19 protein-coding genes, 1 pseudogene and 1 riboswitch are annotated in these 21,567 nt (G+C 61.2%); of the genes and pseudogenes, 9 read left to right on the top strand and 11 right to left on the bottom strand.

Annotation, left to right across the window (positions count from 1 at the left end):
- The first annotated feature begins 51 nt into the window (after nt 1–51).
- The gene (locus PFZ56_RS00090) at nt 52–954 is read left to right on the top strand and encodes a LysR family transcriptional regulator (protein ID WP_102860294.1); all 903 of its coding nucleotides are present in this window, start codon (nt 52–54) and stop codon (nt 952–954) included.
- Between the two features lie 90 nt (nt 955–1,044).
- Here PFZ56_RS00090 and PFZ56_RS00095 read toward each other — a convergent pair whose 3' ends face one another.
- The 5 genes from PFZ56_RS00095 to PFZ56_RS00115 form a co-directional block, all read right to left on the bottom strand.
- A complete protein-coding gene (locus tag PFZ56_RS00095; protein WP_102860293.1) occupies nt 1,045–3,777 on the bottom strand; it encodes a LuxR C-terminal-related transcriptional regulator in 2,733 nt (910 codons plus the stop codon).
- Nucleotides 3,778–4,085: 308 nt separating this feature from the next.
- On the bottom strand, nt 4,086–5,450 hold the full coding sequence (locus PFZ56_RS00100) for a DUF1329 domain-containing protein (protein ID WP_115580891.1): 1,365 nt from the start codon (nt 5,448–5,450) through the stop codon (nt 4,086–4,088).
- Nucleotides 5,451–5,480: 30 nt separating this feature from the next.
- Complete coding sequence (locus tag PFZ56_RS00105) at nt 5,481–7,373, bottom strand: DUF1302 domain-containing protein (protein ID WP_102860291.1); 1,893 nt, start codon at nt 7,371–7,373, stop codon at nt 5,481–5,483.
- 337 nt (nt 7,374–7,710) lie between these two features.
- Nucleotides 7,711–9,393, bottom strand: coding sequence for a fatty acid--CoA ligase (locus PFZ56_RS00110; RefSeq protein WP_102880888.1), 1,683 nt, complete (start codon nt 9,391–9,393; stop codon nt 7,711–7,713).
- A gap of 171 nt (nt 9,394–9,564) precedes the next feature.
- Complete coding sequence (locus tag PFZ56_RS00115) at nt 9,565–10,194, bottom strand: LysE family translocator (RefSeq protein ID WP_102860289.1); 630 nt, start codon at nt 10,192–10,194, stop codon at nt 9,565–9,567.
- An 84-nt stretch (nt 10,195–10,278) separates the two neighbouring features.
- Here PFZ56_RS00115 and PFZ56_RS00120 point away from each other — a divergent pair, with 84 nt between their 5' ends.
- The 3 genes from PFZ56_RS00120 (at nt 10,279) to PFZ56_RS00130 (ending at nt 13,124) form a co-directional block, all read left to right on the top strand.
- Complete coding sequence (locus tag PFZ56_RS00120) at nt 10,279–11,244, top strand: 2-hydroxyacid dehydrogenase (protein WP_110596345.1); 966 nt, start codon at nt 10,279–10,281, stop codon at nt 11,242–11,244.
- A 31-nt stretch (nt 11,245–11,275) separates the two neighbouring features.
- Nucleotides 11,276–12,274, top strand: a complete 999-nt coding sequence (locus PFZ56_RS00125; RefSeq protein WP_170001498.1) for a class I SAM-dependent methyltransferase — start codon at nt 11,276–11,278, stop codon at nt 12,272–12,274.
- A 51-nt stretch (nt 12,275–12,325) separates the two neighbouring features.
- A riboswitch (yybP-ykoY riboswitch) is annotated at nt 12,326–12,447 on the top strand.
- A gap of 92 nt (nt 12,448–12,539) precedes the next feature.
- A complete protein-coding gene (locus PFZ56_RS00130) occupies nt 12,540–13,124 on the top strand; it encodes a TMEM165/GDT1 family protein (RefSeq protein ID WP_102860988.1) in 585 nt (194 codons plus the stop codon).
- 84 nt (nt 13,125–13,208) lie between these two features.
- On the opposite strand, the gene PFZ56_RS00135 is transcribed toward PFZ56_RS00130, so the two are convergent.
- Complete coding sequence (locus tag PFZ56_RS00135; protein ID WP_102881002.1) at nt 13,209–14,027, bottom strand: M48 family metallopeptidase; 819 nt, start codon at nt 14,025–14,027, stop codon at nt 13,209–13,211.
- 1,453 nt (nt 14,028–15,480) lie between these two features.
- Here PFZ56_RS00135 and PFZ56_RS00140 point away from each other — a divergent pair.
- Together PFZ56_RS00140 and PFZ56_RS00145 are read left to right on the top strand one after the other, a co-directional pair.
- Nucleotides 15,481–15,540, top strand: a pseudogene (locus PFZ56_RS00140) (hypothetical protein); the annotation flags it as partial.
- A gap of 198 nt (nt 15,541–15,738) precedes the next feature.
- On the top strand, nt 15,739–16,443 hold the full coding sequence (locus PFZ56_RS00145; protein ID WP_394304642.1) for a methyl-accepting chemotaxis protein: 705 nt from the start codon (nt 15,739–15,741) through the stop codon (nt 16,441–16,443).
- 101 nt (nt 16,444–16,544) lie between these two features.
- On the opposite strand, the gene PFZ56_RS00150 is transcribed toward PFZ56_RS00145, so the two are convergent.
- From PFZ56_RS00150 to PFZ56_RS00160, 3 genes are read right to left on the bottom strand one after another with little or no spacing between them, the layout of a single operon-like run.
- On the bottom strand, nt 16,545–17,165 hold the full coding sequence (locus PFZ56_RS00150; protein WP_102880892.1) for an SOS response-associated peptidase: 621 nt from the start codon (nt 17,163–17,165) through the stop codon (nt 16,545–16,547).
- Nucleotides 17,166–17,200: 35 nt separating this feature from the next.
- A complete protein-coding gene (locus PFZ56_RS00155; protein ID WP_102860283.1) occupies nt 17,201–17,461 on the bottom strand; it encodes a putative signal transducing protein in 261 nt (86 codons plus the stop codon).
- A gap of 16 nt (nt 17,462–17,477) precedes the next feature.
- Entirely contained in the window at nt 17,478–17,660 is a 183-nt protein-coding gene (locus tag PFZ56_RS00160; RefSeq protein WP_016967048.1) for a CPXCG motif-containing cysteine-rich protein, read from the bottom strand.
- A 139-nt stretch (nt 17,661–17,799) separates the two neighbouring features.
- On the opposite strand from PFZ56_RS00160, the gene PFZ56_RS00165 reads away from it, so the two are divergent.
- Nucleotides 17,800–18,966 (top strand): 1-acyl-sn-glycerol-3-phosphate acyltransferase, encoded by a 1,167-nt coding sequence (locus PFZ56_RS00165; protein WP_102860282.1) that lies wholly within the window; start codon nt 17,800–17,802, stop codon nt 18,964–18,966.
- A 66-nt stretch (nt 18,967–19,032) separates the two neighbouring features.
- On the opposite strand, the gene PFZ56_RS00170 is transcribed toward PFZ56_RS00165, so the two are convergent.
- Nucleotides 19,033–19,314 carry a hypothetical protein gene (locus PFZ56_RS00170; protein ID WP_162884090.1) on the bottom strand — a complete coding sequence of 94 codons (282 nt, stop codon included), beginning with the start codon at nt 19,312–19,314 and terminating at the stop codon, nt 19,033–19,035.
- Nucleotides 19,315–19,503: 189 nt separating this feature from the next.
- On the opposite strand from PFZ56_RS00170, the gene PFZ56_RS00175 reads away from it, so the two are divergent.
- Nucleotides 19,504–19,710 carry a hypothetical protein gene (locus PFZ56_RS00175; protein ID WP_170001500.1) on the top strand — a complete coding sequence of 69 codons (207 nt, stop codon included), beginning with the start codon at nt 19,504–19,506 and terminating at the stop codon, nt 19,708–19,710.
- Nucleotides 19,711–19,800: 90 nt separating this feature from the next.
- On the opposite strand, the gene PFZ56_RS00180 is transcribed toward PFZ56_RS00175, so the two are convergent.
- A complete protein-coding gene (locus PFZ56_RS00180; protein WP_102860280.1) occupies nt 19,801–20,385 on the bottom strand; it encodes a YajG family lipoprotein in 585 nt (194 codons plus the stop codon).
- A 208-nt stretch (nt 20,386–20,593) separates the two neighbouring features.
- Between PFZ56_RS00180 and PFZ56_RS00185 the strand changes: the two genes are divergently transcribed.
- Complete coding sequence (locus tag PFZ56_RS00185) at nt 20,594–20,827, top strand: hypothetical protein (RefSeq protein ID WP_170001501.1); 234 nt, start codon at nt 20,594–20,596, stop codon at nt 20,825–20,827.
- The last annotated feature ends 740 nt before the right edge of the window (nt 20,828–21,567 follow it).

Here is a 21,567-nt window from a genome sequence, read left to right on the forward strand (position 1 = left end):
GGCTGCATCTTTCGCAGTGCACTCTAGAGCCGGATCAGAACGAGGTTCGCTGTGGCCGCCTACAATCTGCGTCAACTCAAGTACTTCATCACCACCGTCGAATGCGGCAGCGTCGCTGAAGCGTCACGCAAGCTGTATATCGCCCAGCCGTCGATCTCCACCGCCATCAAGGGCCTGGAGGACAGCTTCGGCGTGCAATTGCTGATCCGCCACCACGCCCTGGGTGTGTCCCTGACCCCAAGTGGTGCACGCTTCTACCGCAAGGCTCAGGAACTGCTGCGCATGGCCAAGGAGTTCGAGCAGAACGCCCTGGCGGACAACGACGTGGTGGCCGGACAGATCGACATCGGTTGCTTTGAAACCGTGGCACCGCTGTATCTGCCGCAGTTGATCGCCGGCTTCAGTGCTCTGTATCCCGGGGTGGAAATCCGCATCCGCGATGGCGAACAGCAGGAACTGGTACAGGGCTTGACCGGCGGTGCGTTCGACTTGGTGATCCTGTACGAGCACGAACTGGACGGCACCATCGAAACCGAACCACTGATGCCACCGCAACGTCCCTATGCGTTGCTTCCCGCCGACCACCGCTACGCCCAGCAGGCCCAGGTTTCACTGCGTGACCTGAGCCTGGAACCAATGATCCTGCTGGATGTGCAACCGAGCCGGACCTACTTCGTCAGCCTGTTCGAGGAACTGGGATTGACGCCACAGATCGCCTTCAGCTCGCCCTCCATCGAGATGGTGCGGGGCATGGTGGGCCAGGGCTTCGGCTTTTCGATTCTGGTAACCCGCCCCCACTCCCAGTGCTCCTACGACGGCAAGCCGGTGGTGTGCGTGGATATTGTCGAGGACGTGACCGGTTCCGGCCTGGTGGCGGCCTGGCTCAAGCGTGGCCAGTTGACCAAGCCGGCGCGCCTGTTCGCCGATTACTGCAAACAGCACCTGGCCCGATAACCCCGGGCCCGGCGCTGTATCACGGCGCAGCTGCAGCCGGTCGGCCGACCGCTACGCGGCCGCTACAAGCCCTGGCCGGCAGAGTAGCGCCTACCCCAGCAACCCCAACTCCTGGGCCCGCGCCACTGCCTGTGTACGTCGCTCAACCCCCAACTTGCTGTTGATATGGCTGGCGTGGGTTTTCACCGTATGCAGCGAAATGAACAAGCGCTCGCTGATTTCCTGATTGGAACACCCCTGAGCAATCAATTGCAGCACCGACAACTCCCGGGAACTCAACGACTCACTATGAGCCGCCTCGGGAAGCTCACGGGGGGCAGCAGGCAAACGCTGCAACAGAGCCTGGGTCAAAGCGGTCGACACACAGTGCTGCAATTGCTCGCGCATCCAGCAGGGGTGACTGCGGATCAAGCTCTCGAAAGGTTGCACTGCGCCCCCCACCGCTGCTTCCAGGGCCTGGGCAAAGTCCCGTCGTGCCTCTGCGCCGCGCCCGGACGCCAGCAACAGCAGGGTTTTCTGGGTCAGGGCCATAACGCTCAACAACTGCCGACCGCTTTGCTGGCCATGCTCCACCAATCGACTCAAGCGCTGTTCGGCCCGGGCGGAGTCGCCCTTGATGGTTTCCAGTTGGGCTTGCTGCAATTCGATGTGCAAGGGCAACTGCGGATGGAACTCCGGCGGCGCCGCAGCCTGTTCTCCAGTGTAGGTCTGGCCCAGACGCGCCAGCCAGGCCTCGGCCAGGTCGATGCGGCCCTGGGCCAGCCAGAGCTCGCACTTCACCAGGGTGATCATCGCCAAGTAGTAGATCGGCGGCACGTCCCAGATATGCATCAGGCGCTCGGCCTCGGCCAACTCGGCAAAGGCCCGGGAAAACTCGCTCCGCAGGCCTTCCTGCTTGGCGATCACGCAATGGGCGATCAACACGCTGATGTCGCGGCAGGCCCGCGCCTCCAGCAACCCGGCCTGTAAACGCACCAGGCCGGCCTCAGGCTGGGCACGCAGCGTCAACAGATAACCTTCATACAGGGTCAGCCGGGCCCGCACCGCGTACAGCCGCTGAGCCGACAGTCCCTGCAGCCGTCGCAACCCTTGGTGCACCTCCTCCAGCGCTCTGAGCACCTCGCCCCGCGCCTGCAGAACCCGGGCCCGATCGTAATGGGCCAGGGCCTCGAACAGCGGATTGCCGACCCGCTGCGCCAGCTCCAGGGATTCGCGATTGAGACTGCGGGCGCGCCACAGGTCGGCGTCGGTAATCGCCAGGTTGGACAAGGTCGACAGACACATCAGACGCTGTCCGTAACGCTTGTGCGGCAGGCTTTCCAGAGCCTCGCCGCAGTAGGCCAGGGTCCGTTCCCGCTGGCCCCGCCCGCGAGCGATGATCCCGCTCAAGGCCAGCCATTGCGCCAGCATCGACTTTTGCGCAGTGGCCGAAGGCGCCGGCAGGAAACGACTCAGGTGATCCGCCAGTTCCTCTGCCGCGTCCAACTGGCAGGCCAGGCCCAGGGCCCAGCTGTAGAGCACGATCAGCCGCGGTGTGCTGATCAGCAGGCTGTCGGGCAGGTCCATCTTCCAGCGCAGCAGCATGCCGACATTCTGCTCCGCCAGCAGTTGCTCCTCCGACAGGTTCTGCACCAGGTTGGCTGCCACATCCAGGTGTCCGGCACGCAGCGCCTGCTCCACGGCTTCATCCAGCAGCCCCTGAGCGTTGAACCAACGACAGGCACGCAAATGCAGGCTGGCGGCCGGCACCAGGGTATTGGCCGTGGGTCGGGTACGCAGCAGATCGGAAAACAGATGGTGATAGCGATACCAGTGCCCGTGTTCGTCCAATGGCACCAGGAACACTTGGTGAGCCTGCAGGAAACCCAGGATCTCGGCACTGTCATGCGCTTCGCGCAGGGCGTCGCAGAGCTCGGCGCAGAAGCGCTCCTGGGGCGCCGTGTCATAGAGGAATGCCTGGACCTCGGCGGGCAGGCAGTCGATGACCTCTTCCAGCAGGTAGTCGCGGATCAGCCCTTCGCCCCCATGCAGTCCCTGAGGCAAGGTGCCCAGCGCACCAGCCTCGGACGCTGCCAACAGCCAGAAACGCAGCCCGGCAACCCAGCCCTCGCTGCGCTGGATCAGACTTTCCAGAGCCTCGCCGCGCAAGGAACTGCTGTGGCGGTCCAACAAGCTGAGGGACTCGTCATGGGTCAGGCGCAAATCCTGCTCATGCAGCTCCAGCAACTGTCGTGAAAGCCGCAGCCGCGCCAGATGCCAATCCGGACGCTGGCGGCTGGTGACCAGCACCAGCAGGCCGTCGGGCAGGTGATTGAGGAAAAACTGCAAGCAACGATCAAGCACCGGCCCCTGGGCCAGGTGATAGTCGTCCAGGACCAGCAACAACGGCCTGCTGCTAGACAGGTGAAGCGCCAGTTCGTCCAGCAAGCCATCCAGCCACTCTTCAAAGGCGAAAGGCTGATGGCGCTGGCGCATTTTCAACAGACCGAGAGACTGCCGGCCCAATTGGGGAAAGTACTGCTGCAAACCGGCCAGCAAGCGTTCGAGAAAACGCCCGGGATCGCTGTCCCGGCGGCTCAACCCCAGCCATAGGCTCTGCCAGTTGCCCGGCAAGCCCTGGCAAAACTCCACCGCCAACGAGCTCTTACCGAACCCGGCCGGCGCACTGACCAGCAACAGCCTGCCCTTCAACCCGGCACTCAAGCGCTCGCAAAGACGCGGCCGCTGCACGTATCCGTCGGGCAGAGGGGGTCGATAGAAACGCCCTTCCAACGCAGGAATCACCGCGCTGGCAGACCGTTGAAGGGGGGACAGCTCAGTCATGGCCAACTCTTATTGATGTAGGGTTGTCGGCGTAGCAGATGCCCGCAGACTAGCGGTAAAAAGCGACCTGTTGAAGATTTTTGCGACCATTCGAGTGAAAAAGACTATGACCAAATGGGTCAGATACAGCTGATTGATCAGTCGTTATTTCGGTTGTTTATCCGGCAACCTACTAATTCACCTAGAGAAAGCCTGCCGGAACAGCCTAGATTGTTGTGCATATCTGCGAATCCACAATCTTCCAGGCAAAAAAAAGCCCCGAGCCAGTCGGGGCAATTTCCGAGGATGCGGCCTCTATTTGCAGCGGATCAGCGAACCCCGTCCTGACGCAAGGCGGCTGGAGTGAAGTCGCTGGTGGTCGCGGTGAAGCCAAAGTCATACGCCTGCTTCTCTTCGTTCTTCATGCCCAGTGCCAGGTAGCGGCCGGACTGCAGGTCGTAGAGGGTTTCCAGGGCATACCACGGTACTTGCTTGTCGTAGTAGTTCTCGGCATGGGCTTCGGCCACACGCCACAGTTGACCACGACCGTCATAGTGGTCGATCACCGCAGCCTGCCAGGTGTCTTCGTCGATATAGAAGTCACGTTTGGCATAGATGTGCCGCTGACCTTCCTTCAAGGTGGCGACCACATGCCAGACCCGACGCAGCTCGTAGCGAGCCAAGTCCTGGTTAATGTGTCCGGCCTTGATGATGTCGGCGTACTTCAGGCTCGGCGAGTCGAGCTTGTAGCTGTCGGAGGCGATGTACATCTCCTTCTTGCCTTCCAGTTTCCAGTCGTAGCGATCCGGCGCACCGTTGTACATGTCCAGGTTGTCGGAAGTCCGCAGACCATCGGCGGCGGTACCCGGGCCGTCATAGGAGACTTGCGGGGCACGGCGCACACGACGCTGGCCAGCGTTGTAGACCCAGGCCGAACGCGGCTCCTTCACTTGGTCGAGGGTTTCGTGGACCAGCAGCACGCCACCGGCCAGACGCGCCGGGGCCGTCACCTTCTGCTTGAAGTAGAACAGGATGTTGCCCGGGTTTTTCGGGTCGTAGTCCTTCATCTTGTCGCGGAACACGAACTGGTCCTGGAAGTACACCAGGCTGTAGGAGCCGTTGGCCTGTGGCGTGGCCTGGGTCACCAGACGGGTCACGCTGCCACCGCGATAGCGAGTGATGTGGTTCCAGATGACTTCCACACCGCTTTTCGGGATCGGGAACGGAATCGCGGTTTCGAAGTTCTCCAGGCCGTTGCCGCCGGACACCAGGTTGGTGTTGGTGGCATTGCGTTTGATGGCGGCGAACACCTCAGCAGGCACCGTGGCCCCGCGATGAGACGGGTAAACCGGCATCTTGAAGGTTTCCGGGTAGCGCTTGAACATCGCGTACTGCCCGGGGGCCAACTTGTCCTTGTACTGCTCGACGTTCTGCGCAGTGATCGTGAACAGCGGCTGCTCGCTGCCGTATGGGTTGGACAGGAAACCCTTGCTGTCCACGGTACCGGCGTTGGTTGCCAGGGGTTTCCAGGCGGGAATGGTACCGGCAGCGTTACCGGCCATTTCCGCGCCCATCGGCGTCAGGCTGGTGCCCAGCTTGGCCGCTTCATCGGCCGAGACCGCGGCCATGACCCCGGTGGCCAGCAGTGACAGTCCCAGCACACCGATGTGCAACAGACTCTTGGTGATGTTCATATTGTTGTTCTTCCTGAAAATGCAGTGTGCTTAGAAGTTCACGCCAACGCTCAAGGCGAGGAAGTCCCGATCATCCACGGTGCTGTAGTCGCCACCAAAGAAGTTGGTGTAGGCCAGGCTCGCGGTGTAGGTGTTCTGGTACTCGGCATCCAGCCCCAGGCTGATGGCCTTGCGGCCTTCCTCGAAGTTGGCGCCAGGACCTGGCGAGTAGCCCTTGACGTCATGGGACCAGGCCACGTTCGGCTTGAGGTTCACACCAGCGAATACATCCGGGTATTCCCAGATCGCCCGGCCGCGGTAACCCCAGGAGGTGGCGGTGGTGAAGCCATCGTTGTTGCAGTTGGAAGTGAGGTTACTGGCATCGGCTCCTGGGCCTGCGCCGGCAATGGTGGCGGCATTGAGCACCCGGCAACTGTTCTGTCCACCGGGAGTGGCAGGCAGGGCACCAGGGCCGAACACGGGATCGCGGCCATAACGCACATCCGATTTGCTCTCCAGGCCACCCACACGAGTGATCCCGAGTTCGCCTACCAGGGTCAGGCGGCTGGCACCCATGACCTGGTCGAAGAAGTGCGTGAAGGTGGTCTGGAACTGGGTAATCTCTTTACGGCGATAGCCATGAAGGTCTTGTCCAGGAATCCCATCGAGCAAGGAAGCATTGGTGAAGTTGCCTCCCAGAGGCCGGACAGCAGAGTAGAGGATATCGGTGCTGTTCAACTGAACCGGCGCATTCGGCCGATAACTCAGTTCGCCGCTCCAGGCGGTCCCTGTAGGCAAGGTGGTGGAGAAGCTCAGCCCGTACAGGCGGATGTCTTCCGGATACTCGACAAAGTACTTCGAGTTACCGGCAATCCACACCGGCGCCAACGTGCCAAAGCCCGGGGCGATGGTATAGGCCGACTGAGGTGCACCGGTGGCGCTGAAGATCGGCGCACGGCTGTGATAGTTCATGAAGTAGGCGCCGAACTCGGTGTCCAGCGGCTCGAAGTTGTAACGGAAAGCCACACCGAACTGGCCGCTGTCACGAGCATCGCGGTCGCCACTGCGACGCACCAGCGCACCCTCTTCATTGACATCGACGCCACGAGCCTGCATCGCCGCCAGGGCCGCCCGGCCCGGGGCCGTGGCGGTGATGGTCGAACGCTTGGCGAGCAGACGCAGATTGTCGTCACAGCCATCGGAAATGTTGTCCGGCTGCGAGAAGAAGGTCCCGCAGTTGTCGGTAACGGTCTGGTCCCATTCCAATTGATAGAAAGCTTCGGCCGACAGGTTCTCGGTCAGGTTCTGGGAGATGTAGAACATGTTGACCGGAATCAGACCTTCCTTGACCTCGGCACCGGGACGGCGGAATGCCGACACGTCGATCGGGTTGATCGAGTTGATACCGCCGCCAATGAAGGTACTTTCACCCCAACTCACTACCTGCTTGCCCAAACGCACCGAGCCCGGTTCATCGGCGATGGAGTAGTTGTGATAGACAAAGGCATCGAGGATCTGGCCGCCGGAGGACTTGGCGCCTTCCTTGCGGTTGTTGTCACTGATGTTCTTGAAGTCCATGTCTTCGTCTTTGAGCTTGAAGTCATACCAGTACTTGCCACGGACAAACACACCGGTATCGCCGTACTTCAATTCCAGGTCATGAATGCCCTTGAAGATCTTCGAGAAGGTCTGCCCCTTGTTGAAGTTCAAGTGGCCGTCATCGGTGGTCTGGGACAGACCCTTGCCGCCATTGTTGACCCCGATCAGGTCCTTGTTGCGTCCGGCGGTCGACCAACTGGCCCCCACCGACAGGGACGAATCGAAGCTGCCTTCGATTTCACCGATATTGAAGCTGACGCCGAATGCAGGCCCGGCGAGCGTGGAGGCGAGACCGACGGCCAGGGGCAGTTTCGCCCGGCGCCAGAACTGGTTTGCTGATGTCATCGACGCTACTCCATGTGCATTATTTTTATGGCAGTACGCTCTTCTGAAAACGCTTCGAATACCGGTTGGATGAACACTTGCCCGGTTCCGAAGTTGCATGGCGCGAGCACCCCACAGTGCTCCGTCGTTCAGAAAAATCCGTAGGCGGACTATATCCAGCAGGGATTACTGCTTGATCCCTCTAAAGTGTGATTTGCAGCCGACCACCGCATTGGAACAGTCCTTTGCCACAACCGTTGAAAGACGGCGCGGTAAGGATGGCTGAAAATCTCGTGAGCACAAGGCAAAGGCTTGTCGGATGGGCATGCCGTGCCCGGACGGGCACGGCAGAGGACGCTCAAAGCGTGGAGAGGAAGGTGCTGTTACTGGCTTGCCATTCGCTGATGTCGACGCGGATGCGCTTCTTGTCGAGCTTACCAACGCTGGTCTTGGGAATTTCAGTAACAAGGGCGATCTGGCTGGGAATCGCCCACTTGCTCAGGTGCCCCAGCTCCACGAACGGCTTGAGGTGTTCCTTGAGCTCACGGGCACCAATCTCATGGCCTTCGCGGATCACCAGCAAGGCAAACGGGCGCTCGCCCCACTGTGGATCGGCGATGCCCACCACTGCTACTTCACGTACCGCCGCATGGCGACTGATGAGGTCTTCCAGGTCCAGGGAGGAGATCCACTCGCCACCGGTCTTGATCACGTCCTTGATCCGGTCACGGATGTCGATCACCCCCATGCTGTCCAGGGTCGCCACGTCGCCGGTATGCAGCCAGCCGCCCTCCCAGAGCTCGGCGCCCTTCTGCGGCTCGTTGAAATAGCCTTCAGTCAGCCAGGGCGCACGCAGCACCAGCTCGCCCTGGGACTCACCGTCCGCCGGCAGGAAGTTGCCCTCGGCATCGATGATCGCTGCCTCCACCAAGGGCCCTGGCACCCCGGCCTTGATCCGGTAAGTGGTGCGCTCGTCTTCGCTGCCCGCCATCAGTTCATCGTTGAGGTGGGCGCAGGACACCAGCGGACCAGTCTCCGACATGCCGTAGGCGGCCGTCAGTTGAATCCCCTTGGCCTTGGCCGCCTCGTACAGCGCGCGGTTCAGCGCACTGCCGCCGATGACGATCTTCCAGCCACCGAAATCGGTGTTCTGGGCCGCCTTGGCATTGAGCACCATCTGCAGGATGGTCGGCACACAGTGGGAGAAGGTGACCTTCTCCCGGCGCCACAGCTCCACCAGGTACTCCGGATCGTAACGCCCGGGATAGACCTGCTTGAGCCCAAGCATGGTGGCCACATAAGGCAGCCCCCAGGCATGCACATGGAACATCGGCGTAATGGGCATGTACACATCGTTGGTGCCTAGCAGGCGCACACTGTCGATGGAGCCCATGATGGTGGAGACGCCCATGGTGTGCAGCACCAGTTGCCGATGGGTGAAATACACCCCCTTGGGATTGCCGGTGGTGCCGGTGGTGTAGAAGGTGGTGGCCACCGAGTTCTCGTCAAAGTCCTCGAACTGATACTGGGGGCTGGCGGCGGCCAGCAAGGTCTCATACTCGCCCACCAGATTCGGCAGTTCGGCAGTCTTCTGCGGTGCGTCGGTGAGCAGCAGGGTTTTCTCCACCGTGGTCAAGTGCCCGGCGATGGCCTGATACAGACCGACGAACTCGCTGTTGACCAGCACGAAGCGGTCCTCGGCGTGGTTCATGGTGTAGAGGATCTGCTCCGGTGACAGGCGCACGTTGATGGTGTGGATCACCGCACCGATCATCGGGATGGCGAACATGCACTCCAGGTAGCGATGGCTGTCCCAGTCCATCACCGCCACGGTATCTCCGGCCTTGACCCCGGCCGCAGTCAACACATTGGCCAGACGCGCCACCCGCTCGATCAGGGTCGGATAGGTGTAGCGCAACTGGTCGCGATAGATGATTTCGCGGGTTTTCTCGTAGCGCGCGCCGGACATCAGCAACCGCTTGATCAGGAGCGGGTATTGATAAGCGCCTTCGGCGGGGGGAATAACACGAGTCTGCAACATAAGAATCCCTTTTCTGACGGCTCGGTCGTGACTGGAGGATGACCACTCTAAAGTTCCCGTGCGCCGGCTAAATCAGCCAAAGGGATGATTTGCAGGGCCGCACCAATACTAGCTCCAGGCCAGTACTCGCGCGGTTCAGGAGATCCTGCGTGCCCCGTCCGGGGAGAGTGTTCAATGCATCTCGGTGAAGGCCAGTTTCACGCCGATGGCGATCAGCACCGCGCCCATGGTGCGGTCGAACCAGTGCCCCATGCGGGCGAAGCCGGCACGCACCCGTTGCTGGCTGAAGAGCATGGCTACCAGGCAGAACCAGACTGCGGTGGCCGCCGCCAGATACACCCCATAACCGGCCTGGATCGCCAGGGGGGTGTGCGGGTTGATCACCACGGTGAACAGCGAGAGGAAGAACAGGGTCGCCTTGGGGTTCAAGCCATTGGTGACAAAACCGGAAGTAAAGGCACCGCGCGCGGTACGCTCTCCGGCTTCCTTGTGCAGGTCGTCCGCCGCCGGCTTGGCCGGCTGAGCACGCAGGGCCTTGTAGCCGATGTACAGCAGATACGCCGCCGCCAACCACTTCAGGGCGTTGAATAGCACGATGGACTGGGAAACGATCAGGCCGATCCCCAGCAGCGAGTAACCCACGTGCAGGAAGATCGCACAGCCCACTCCCAGGGCAGTCCAGGTACCGGCGCGGCGGCCGTGGGTGACGCTTTCGCGCACCACCACGGCAAAGTCCGGGCCGGGGCTGGCCACCGCCAGCAAGTGGATCAGGGCAACGGTCAAGAACTCGGTGAGGTACATGCAGGCTCCTGTGTATGTCTAATTATTTCATCTGTTAGGCTCGGCAGATTACGCCTTAGATCCCTCGTGCAAAAGGTACAGTTCATGATCAACAATCGCCGCGCCGTCTTCCTCGATCACAGCTCACTGGACCTGGGCGACCTGGATCTGAGTGCGCTGCATGAGTGCTTCAGCCCCCTGCAAGTGCATGCCCACACCCCCGCGGACCAAGTGACCGAGCGCTTGCAGGGTGCGCAGGTCGCCATCAGCAACAAGGTGGCCCTGAGCGCCGAGACCCTGGCAGCCTGCCCTGATCTGCAACTGATCCTGGTGGCCGCCACCGGCACCAACAATGTCGATCTGGCCGCTGCCCGCCAACAAGGCATCAGCGTCAGCAACTGCCAAGGTTATGGCACTCCGTCGGTGGCCCAGCACACCCTGATGCTGCTGCTCAATCTCGCCACTCGGGTTGCCGACTACCAACAAGCCGTGGCCGCCGGCCGCTGGCAACAGGCCAAGCAGTTCTGCCTGCTGGACTTCCCCATCATCGAACTGGCGGGTAAGACCCTGGGTCTGCTGGGCAATGGCGAGCTGGGCAGCGCCGTGGCACGCCTGGCCGAAGCCTTTGGCATGCGCGTGGTATTGGGGCAGATCCCCGGACGCCCGGCTCGACCGGATCGCCTGCCGCTGGAGGAGCTGCTGCCACAAGTGGATGCCCTGACCCTGCACTGCCCACTCAACGAACACACCCGAAACTTCATCGGTGCCCGGGAACTGGCCCTACTCAAGCCCGGTGCCCTGGTGGTCAACACCGCCCGCGGCGGCCTGATTGACGAACAGGCCCTGGCCGATGCGCTGCGCAGTGGTCATCTGGGTGGTGCGGCCACCGACGTCCTGAGCGTCGAACCGCCGGTGAACGGCAATCCACTGCTGGCCGGTGATATCCCACGCCTGATCGTCACGCCGCACAATGCCTGGGGCAGCCGCGAAGCTCGCCAGCGAATCGTCGGGCAACTGACGGAAAATGCCCAAGCCTTCTTCAGTGGCGCCCCACTGCGTGTCGTGAGTTGATAAACTTCGCCACTTTTTTCGGGTGCGGATCATGGACACACGCAGTGAAGTACTGTTACGCCAAGCTCAATTGTTTCAAGGCTCACTGCTGCTGGCCGGCCTGACCGCGGATGACCTGCTCGGGCGTCTGCCCAATGCCCGTGGCTGGAGCTGGCACGCCGGTGACCACGCGGCCCTGGAGGCACGCTTTCCAGGCCGCAGCCACTTTGGCGTAGAAGCACCGACAGAATCCTTCGACAGCGCCGTGCTGTTCCTGCCCAAGTCCAAGGACCTCACCGACTACCTGCTCAACGCCCTGGCCTCACGCCTGGCCGGACGCGAGCTGTATCTGGTGGGCGAGAAGCGCAGCGGCGTGGAGAGCGCCGCCAAACAACTCAACCCTTTCGGCAAACCGCGCAAGCTCGACAGCGCGCGCCACTGCCAGCTGTGGCAGGTCACAGTCGCCAACGCTCCCGAACCAGTGGCGCTGGAGAGTCTGGCCCAGGAATACGAACTGCCCCTGGCCGAAGGTCCATTGACGGTCGTCAGCCTGCCGGGAGTGTTCAGCCACGGGCGCCTGGACCGCGGCACCGCGCTGTTGCTGGAGCATCTGGATCACTTGCCCGCCGGCCACCTGCTGGACTTCGGCTGTGGCGCCGGGGTGCTGGGGGCCACAGTGAAGCGCCGCTACCCGGACAACAGCGTGACCTTGCTGGATGTGGACGCCTTTGCCGCCGCCAGCAGTCGCCTGACCCTGACCGCCAACGGTCTTGAAGCCGAGGTACTGACCGGCGACGGGATTGATGCCGCACCCATGGAGTTGAACTGCATTCTGACCAATCCCCCCTTCCATACCGGGGTCCACACCGATTACCAAGCCACAGAAAACCTGCTGCGAAAAGCGGCGAAACATCTGCAAAAAGGCGGCGAACTACGGGTAGTGGCCAACAGCTTCCTGCGCTACCAACCCCTGATCGAAGAGCACCTTGGACCCTGCGCAATCAAGGCCGAAGGCCAGGGATTTCGGATTTATCGGGCCAAGCGCGGCTGACCTTCTTTTCGCAAACAAGGCTTGCCGAATGGAGTTTGCCTAGGCAGAATCCGCTCCGTCCTAGGGGAGTAGTCTCCCACGAGCGCCACGCTCGTCCGGCATGCGTCAACATACTTGGTCCTCAGACCATGGCGCATGCGACCCAAGAGTCCGCACAGACGGACCGCAGGGTTTGACAAGACCTATGACACGCACACCTTACCCGGGGCGGGAAGGCTGTACGTGTCATAGCCGTGTCGACCCGCCCCTTAGGAAAACCCTGATGATGCTGGATTCTCTCCTCGTTCCCACCGCGATTGTTGCCTTGGCCGAAATCGGCGACAAGACGCAACTGCTCGCCCTGATTCTTGCCGCGCGCTTTCGCAAACCCTGGCCCATCATCGCCGGCATCGTCGCCGCGACCCTGGCCAACCATGCGGCCGCCGGCGCGGTAGGTGCCTGGTTCGGCAGCTTCTTCTCGGACGCGACCCTGCACTGGATTCTCGCCGCCAGCTTCACCGCCACCGCCCTGTGGACCCTGGTTCCAGACAAGATGGATGACGATGAAGCCACTACCGCACGCAAGTTCGGGCCTTTCCTCACGACCCTGATCGCGTTCTTCCTGGCTGAAATCGGCGACAAGACCCAAGTCGCTACCGTCATGCTGGCGGCGCAATATCCGGATCTGTGGCTGGTGATCATCGGCACCACCCTGGGCATGCTGATTGCCAACGTGCCGGTGGTTCTGGCGGGTAACTTCGCCGCGGACAAGCTGCCCCTGACCCTGATTCGTCGCCTGGCGGCGACGGCCTTCTTCATCCTCGCCGTAGTGGCGGTGTACAAGGCCATGCAGATCAGTGGCTGGCTGTAAATGAAATCGCCGGCAAGTCGACTCCTACACAACCTGCAGGAGCCGGCTTGCCGGCGAAAGCCTCAGCGCAAATGAAGCAATGGATCAGGACTTCTTGGCCTGCTCATACAACGGCATCACCTTTGGAATCGCCGCCTGCAGGGAGGCGATACGGCTGGTGGAAGCCGGGTGAGTACTCATGAACTCGGGCGGCGCAGAACCACCGGCAGCCTGGCCCATCTTGTTCCACAAGCTGATGGCCGCGTTCGGGTTGTAACCGGCGCGGGCAGCCAGCTCCAGACCAATCAGGTCCGCTTCGTTTTCATTCTCGCGGCTGTTGGGCAGAGTCATCAGCAGGCTCACCCCGTTGTCGCCCAGGGCTACGGTTTCCTGCGAGACACCGAACAGGGTAGCGATTTGCTTGCCTGCACCGACCGCGTACTGCTTGGACATCGCTTCACGACCATGCTCGCGCAGGGCGTGGGCAATTTCATGACCCATGACCGCAGCGATTTCATCGTCGGTCAGTTTCAGCTTTTCGATCAGCCCGGAATAGAAAATGATCTTGCCGCCAGGACCGCAGTTGGCGTTGAGCTCGTCGCTCTTGATCAGGTTGACTTCCCATTTCCACTGCGCGCAGTCGGGACGGAAGGTCGGTGCCTGGGCAATCAGGCGATTGGCAATGACCTGCAGGCGCTTGGCATTGGCACTGGTCTTGTCCAGTACGCCTTGGCTGCTGGCCTCACCCAGAGTCTGTTGATAGGACTGGGCGTAGGACTGGTTGACTTCAGCGCTGGACACCATGCTGAACATCGACTGTTTGCGATCCACACCCACCACGCCACCGCTAGTGGTATTGACCGTTTCACAGCCGGTCAGCAGCACAGCAGCGCTCAATGCACATACGAGTAACGACTTCTTCATCATGAAACCTCCCTGAAAACATGGCGCGTATCCTAAGGGCGGAACTGTGTCTGCGCCAGATGCAAAACACGCATTCAGTCGCAATTCAGATACATCCAGAGCCTGACGAAAAAACTTCACATACCGCCCAAGGCCGCCAACGGTCTGCAACACGCCCCCGCCAATAACGACCTTTAACCATCTGAAACAGTCATTTCTCCTCTCCAGGCTAATGACCGGTGAGGCTGCGGCCGATACAGCACGGCAGACCTAAATTCCTGCGCCCGGAGCCTCTATGAAGTTCAAGTCGATCCAGTTTTCCGTCGCCGCCCTGGCCGGTGCCATTGTCCTCAGCGTGGTTGTAGCCCTGGTGCTGTACGCCCTGTTCTCCGGGGCCAAGACCCAGCAAATGGTGCAGGAACGGACCCAGGCCCAATTCGAGCAAGTCATCGAACAGCGCCTGAGCGGCCTGGCGCAGACTCAGGTCAGCCAGATCCAACGGGAGCTGGAAGCGCCACTGCTGATTGCCGGCGGCCTGGTGCGGGTCAATGCCCTGATGGGCACCCAGGACTCCCAAGGCCACGCCGGACTCAGCCTGAACCGTGAGCAGCTGATCGCCCTGATCAAGGAGAACGTCACCCAGAACCCGAAGATCCTCGGCGCCTACATCGCCTGGGAGCCGGGCGCCATCGACCACAACGACGCGGCCTACATCGGCACATCGGTGGTAGGCATGGACGCCGCCAATGGGCGCTTCCTGCCCTGGTGGTTCCGCAACGAAGACGGCAGCCTGGGCCTGGACAAGCTGGCCGACGTCAACGACCGGACCCTGCTCTCCACCGGCGTGCGTACCAGCGAGTACTACCTGTGCTCCCAGGACAGCCTCAAGTCCTGCGTCATCGACCCCGCTCCGTACAAGGTCGGCGACAAGGTGGTGATGCTCGCCTCCTTTATTCAGCCCATCCTGCTCAACGGCAAATTCCAGGGCATCGTCGGCGCTGACCTGTCGGTGAACTTCATTCAGGACATGCTGGTAGCTGCCAATCAGAAGCTCTACAACGGTGCCGGGGAAATGGCCCTGATCGGCGGCAACGGCCGTCTGGTGGCCTACACCAAGGATTCGAGCAAGTTCGGCGAGAAAGTCAGCGACGTGCTGCGCCAAGACACCGTGGCCAGACTGTCCAACCTCAAGCGCGGCGAAGTGACCTACAACGTCGACCAGGCCAACGGCCAGATTGCCCTGTACCTGCCGTTCGGTATCGGCCAGACCGATGCCAACTGGACGCTGTTGCTGCAACTGCCCCTGGGGGCGGTGATGGCCGATCTGGACAAGCTGCAAGGCGACCTGGCCGAACAGCGCAAGGCCGACACCTTCGGCATGGCCATGGTCGGCTTGGTGATTGCTGGCCTCGGCCTGCTGGTGATCTGGTTGGTGGGACACGGCATCGCACGTCCACTGCGGCAGATGGTGGCCATGCTCGATGATATCGCCCAGGGCGAAGGTGACCTGACTCGGCGCCTGACCAGCGACCGGGCCGACGAGCTGGGCTCCATCGCCAAAGGGTTCAACACCTTCCTGGCCAAGCTGCAGGCAATGATCAGCCAAGTGGTGACCTCGGTGCAGAGCGTCAGCGATTCCTCGGAACATACCGCCGATATCGCCATTCGCACCAACCAGGGCGTACATAAACAGATGGTGGAAATCGACCAAGTGGCCACGGCAGTGCATGAAATGACTGCCACCGCCCAGGACGTGGCCCGCAATGCGACCCAGGCCGCGCAAGCGGCCAGTCATGCCGATCAGGCCGCCAGCCAGGGCATGCAGATCGTGCGCGACACCTCCAGCTCGATTGGCGCCCTGGCCGAGGAAATCGGCCGCGCAGTGGGCGTGGTGCAGACCCTGGCCAAGGACAGCGAGAACATCAACGCCATTCTTATTGCCATCCGTGGGATTGCCGAGCAGACCAACCTCCTGGCCCTTAACGCAGCGATCGAGGCGGCACGAGCAGGCGAACAGGGCCGCGGCTTTGCCGTGGTCGCCGACGAAGTGCGCAATCTGGCCCAGAAGACCCAGCAGGCCACGGAAGAAATCCAGTCGATGATCCAGCAGCTGCAGCAGGGCACCCGGGAAGTGGTGCGGGTCATGGAAGACAGCCAGCACAAGACCGACCAAAGCGTGGAGCATGCGGCCAAGGCAGCCCAGGCTCTGGAAACCATCACTCAGGCGGTATCGGTGATCAACGACATGAACACCCAGATCGCCAGCGCCGCCGAGGAGCAGAGCGCAGTGGCCGAGGACATCAACCGCAACGTGATCAACATCGGCCAGGTGGCCAACGAGGTAGCAAGCGGTGCCGATGAGTCCAGCGCCGCCAGCGCCGGGCTGACCAAGCTCGCCGAACAGCAACGGCGCCTGATCAATCAGTTCAAGGTTTAATCCAGCACCACGCCGCCGCTCCATCCCTCTTGGGAGCCGGCTTTTCGGCGAAGGTGGCTCAAGGCCCTTTCGCCGGCAAGCCAGCTTCTATTGCCAGCCAATCAGGCGGGGGTCAGGCACTCGGGGCCGTTGAGCTTGGGGTCGTTGACCAGGTTGGCCAGGACCCGCTCGCGCAACGCGGCAGGCGGGCTGGCGAGCAAGGCTTGCAAGGCAGGTAGCGGCGTCTCGGGATCGAGCCAGACTTCCTGGGCGGCGGCATCCAGGATCAACGGGCGACGCAGATTGGCAGCCGCCTGAGTCACCACCGCAGTACTCAGCCAGACCTGTTCCTGTACCGGATAGGCCTCCCAGATCGCGGCAAAGAAGATCGACGAACCCTCACCCGGCGTCAGCCAATAAGGCCGTTTACGACTTCCGCCGCGCCATTCATAGAAGCCGTTGGCCGGTAAAAGACAGCGGCGCTCACGGAACGCCTGACGAAACATCGGCTGCTCCGCCAGGGTTTCCGCCCGGGCATGAGCCGGAGTACGCGACAGGTCCGTCAGCCAGGGCGGGGTCAGCCCCCAACGGGCCCGGGCCAGAGTGCGCTGGCCGTTTTCGGCCCGCTGGATCAGCACCGAATCATTGGGGGATATATTCCACTGCGCGCGCTGATCCTCGGGAAATCCCGGCAAGGCGGCAAAAGCGGGGTTCCAACGAAACAGGGCATAACGTCCACACATGGGGCAATACAACTCTCGGCAAATCGGCGCTCAGCCTAACAGACCAGCACCCCGGTAAAACTATCCGGTTCTTCAAAGGGCAATGGCTGGGCCGCATTGTACGCAGCGATCAGTTCCAGCGCCTGCTGCGCCTGATCATTCTCCACCGTCAGCCCCAGCAGTCCGAACAGCGGCAACTCCCCCGCCCCGCCCAACAAATCGCGCCCTTGCAGGTGTGCCTCGATACCCTCGCTCGCCAGCATGCACTGGAGCAACTCGCCTTCCATCAGATTTTCTGGCTCATAGATGCGCTGCATAAGAACCACGCCCCACTCAGTCATTTTCACTGTGGACATCGAGCATCCACTCCCGACCATCGGTTTGCAGCGTGAAGACAATGGGCCGGCAGCACACCGGGCAGTCTTCGATATAGGTCTGGTCGCCGGCGGACAGGTCCAATACAGCTTCTGCCTGTTCGCCACAGTAAGGGCATTGATAATGGTCGGTTTCCAGCATCGCCGTCTCCAGAGTGACTTATGCGTATAATCGCCGGTCTATTTGCAGGGCTTTTTTTGTTTGAGCTGAACTTTCAGACCATGCCCGGCTTTTTTCGATACAGACCTTTTCTTACCCTAGCCGTTTCTAACAAGAGAGCATGATGGGCGAATTCGATGCCATCCGACCTTACCACGACAGCGAAGTACCAGCGGTGCTGGCCCGGCTGCTCAGCGACAAGGCGTTTCTAGATATCCTCACCCACTTCCGCTTCCCGCGTTTTGCCAATACGTTCGGCTGGCTGCTCAAACCCCTGATTGCCCATCGCCTGCGCCGCGAATTCGCCGGGGTCACTTCGGTGGCGACCCTGCAGGACAAGGTCGAGTTCTACGTCGACCACACCATTGAACGTGCCACCGACGGCGTGACCTATACCGGCGTCGAGCAGTTCAAATCCGGCACCGCCTATGTCTTCCTGGCCAACCATCGCGACATCGTCATGGACCCGGCCTTCGTCAATTACGCGGTGTATCACGCCGGACTGCCGACACCGCGCATCGCCATTGGCGACAACCTGCTGCAGAAGCCGTTCGTCAGCGACCTGATGCGCCTGAACAAGAGTTTCATCGTCCATCGCTCCATCAGCGGACGACGGGAAAAACTCGCGGCCTATCAACTGCTCTCGGCCTATATCAACCATTCGATCCGCAACGACGTCCAGTCGATCTGGATCGCCCAGGCCGAAGGTCGGGCCAAGGATGGCGACGACCGCACCGAGTCGGCGATCCTCAAGATGTTCCACATGAGCCGCAAGGACGAGCCGTTTGGCGAGGTCATCCAATCGCTGAACCTGACCCCGGTGTCCATCAGCTACGAATATGACCCCTGCGACCAGGCCAAGGCCCGGGAGCTGTACATCCGCGCCACCACCGGCAGCTACACCAAAGCGCCAGGGGAGGATGACGTGAGCATCGCCAAAGGCATCACTGGCTATAAGGGACGGGTCCACGTGAACTTCGCCGCCCCCATCAGCGAACTGTTCGAAGACACCAAGCAATTGGCCATGGAAATGGACCGGCAGATTCTCGGCGGCTACCGCCTGTTCCCGGTGCATTACCTGGCGTATGCCCAGTGGAGCGATGCCGACCCGCAACTGCAGGTACCGAGCGCCGCCGAGGTCTTCGCGCCACAGGAACTGGCCAAGGCCGAGGAAGAATGGCAGCGCCGGCTGGACGCCTGCCCACCGGAGCACCGCCCTTACCTGGTGCTGCAATATGCCAATCCGGTGCGCAATCAGTACCGGGTCAAGGCAGGCCTGGCACTGTAATCGCGGCACTGCAACGCACAACGGCGCCTGCGGGCGCCGTTGTCATGTCTGCGGTTCAAGGATCGGTCAGAAACGCGTACTGATCCAGGACACCAGCAGTGCCAGCCCCAGGCAGGCGAAACCGAAGCGGTAGAAGAATCGGTTCATTCGCAAAGTAGCGGGGTCCAGCATGGGTTGCCCCAGCCCCCGGTCTTCACTCTGGACGGCCAGGTTGGCCAGGGCCCGCCGTTCACGGCAACGAGTGGCGTGCAGCAGCCAACTGCCCGGGCAAGCAAACAGCAGGGCCAGCAGGTTGATCAATTTGGCAGGGTGGGCGTTGAACATCGACCAGATCAGTTGCAGCGACATCATGAACCTCGATTGAAACCTGTATTCGGGTCGTCGAGTGCACCCGCGGCGCGGATTCTACTCAATCCCCGGATAAACGCGGGGGCTTTCCGACCAGTAACGAGGTGTCGACCAATTAATTTGAAACGTCATCTTTTCGTCATCTAAACAAGCCAGTCTGTCGCCCCTCGATGCCCCACGGAGCTTGTCATGCTGCACGCAGAAAACCAGGATCGCCTTTACCTGATAGCCCCCAGTGAAGAACAGCAAGCGCTAGTGGGCGCCCTGGCCTTCAACGTTCAGGACCGGCATTGGCTGGTGTATTGCGCCCTGGGCGGACATCAGCATGCGGACTTGCCGGAAACCGATCTGCTGACCGGCGTCAGCATTCTGGACCTCTACGTCGAGGCGGCCTGACACGCGAACAGCAAAAAGCCCGGCTGCCTGATGGGCAGCCGGGCTTTTTATTGACGGAGCCAGTAGCGAGCATGAAGCCGCAGCGGCGCCTTACTCGCCGAGGATCTGGCCGACGGTCGGGTCCTTGAACAGACGGGTCAGCGCATCGCTCAGTACGTCGCTCACCAGCTTGGTATTGGTGTCCTGGTTCGGCGCCATGCCGAAACGCTGGTCAAGGGAGGCGCCATAGCGACCGCTGTAGCGACGGTTGGCGTTCTGCACATCAGAACGGAAAGTGGCGCCAATGGTGGCCTCGGTCACGTACAGGCCCTCTTTGGGCGACTGGTACTTGAGCTCGGCCAGGGTCACGGTCAACTGCGGAGCATTGCTGCCGCCAGCGGTCGGGGTGAAGCCCAACAGACGTACCGCGGCTTCGGCCTGGGCCTGCAGTTTCGGCAGGATCTGCGCGCTCTGCACAGTAATGGCGCTGGTTTCCGGGTACAGACCACCACGGGTACCCAGGGTCGGCGATGGACGTCCATCAACCACTTTCACCACCACCGGCTGGCCATGGCCGACGGGGGCCAACTGGGTCGTGAGCTTCGGCTCCGGGCTCAGTTGTTGCGGGCTGTGGGCGCAACCCACCAGCGACAGGCTGGTCACAGTGATCAAACCGAACAACAGGCGTTGCAACATGCTCATCTCTCCAGGAATCAGGCACAAACAGGGCCGCAGTATAGCGGTGCATAACCGCGACGAACCAGCGTCAGGCAAGAGTTAGTCAAGTCTCAGACAGGTGCCGTACAACCAGGTTCCTGTAACCTGCCGTTCACTCGCAATACATCATGATGTAACGGCTCAAGGGCACTCTTATCGTCAATGACCCACTCACAGGTGTTCGGTTATGAACTTCCTTCGCTCCCTGTTCGCCCCGCGTCAGCAGTTCCGCAGTTTTGCCCTGCTCGATGGCCAAGGCCGTTGCCGCGCCTTCAAACACTGCCCGGCGGCTCCCGTGGGTGAAGGTTGGGTGGAAATCCAAGAGATTCGCCTGAACTGGTTGCACCAGGTATTACCCGCCAGCGCCCGGATCAGCCCACGCTGCGCCAGCTCCTTGGTGCGACCGATACTGGCCACCTGACCAACAGCCTAATAAAAGTCACGAAACAGGATCATTTCTGCGCATTTCTTCGTTACAATCTCCCCCCGATTATAAGGACGTCTCCTGATCGGGCCTCGCAGTACCGCCAACGCCACTGCATTGGCACCCCGCACCGCCCACAGAGAGCCGCCCACACAGATCGAGTGAAGCTGGCGTGCTTGCTGTACCACCTTGCAAACCTCCACTTTTCGCGAATCTGCAGAGCTGCCATTGCTCGGCCACTTAAAGCTGTTTGCCCGTTGTGCCCGCATGCCTTGCATGCCGGCAACACCGCTCGGGCCAGGTGCCAGGCCGAGGCAGCCCTTTTTTGAGGTTCACGTCTTCAAAAGAGCGTGAAAAAACGGGTTTTCACAACTTCACAAGAGTGTGGCGAGCAAATGAATAGTTTTGCGTCTGAACTGGCACCATTGGCCTCTACAACAGCCCGATTACACAGGACCGAGCACTCCTCAAGAACTGGTGCTTGAAGCCTGTCCGCTGACGGATTTGGTTGCACGAGCGGATGTATCGACCATAAGTCGAATTGCCTGAGGCGCCCCGAGATGCGTTCATATGCACCTTGAGGCCCGGTTGGCAGCGTCCGCAGTAGTTGCAAAGAATTGCGAAGATTCGGACATGGCGATCCTGGCCATGGGTAACCTGGGGCATTACGTGAACCGCCCCGTCACTCCTGGCAGCCATGCCGTCAATTTGGTGCTGCAGATTTTGGAGACGCGTTA

Source organism: Pseudomonas danubii, from assembly GCF_042980055.1.
Lineage (GTDB): Bacteria > Pseudomonadota > Gammaproteobacteria > Pseudomonadales > Pseudomonadaceae > Aquipseudomonas > Aquipseudomonas danubii.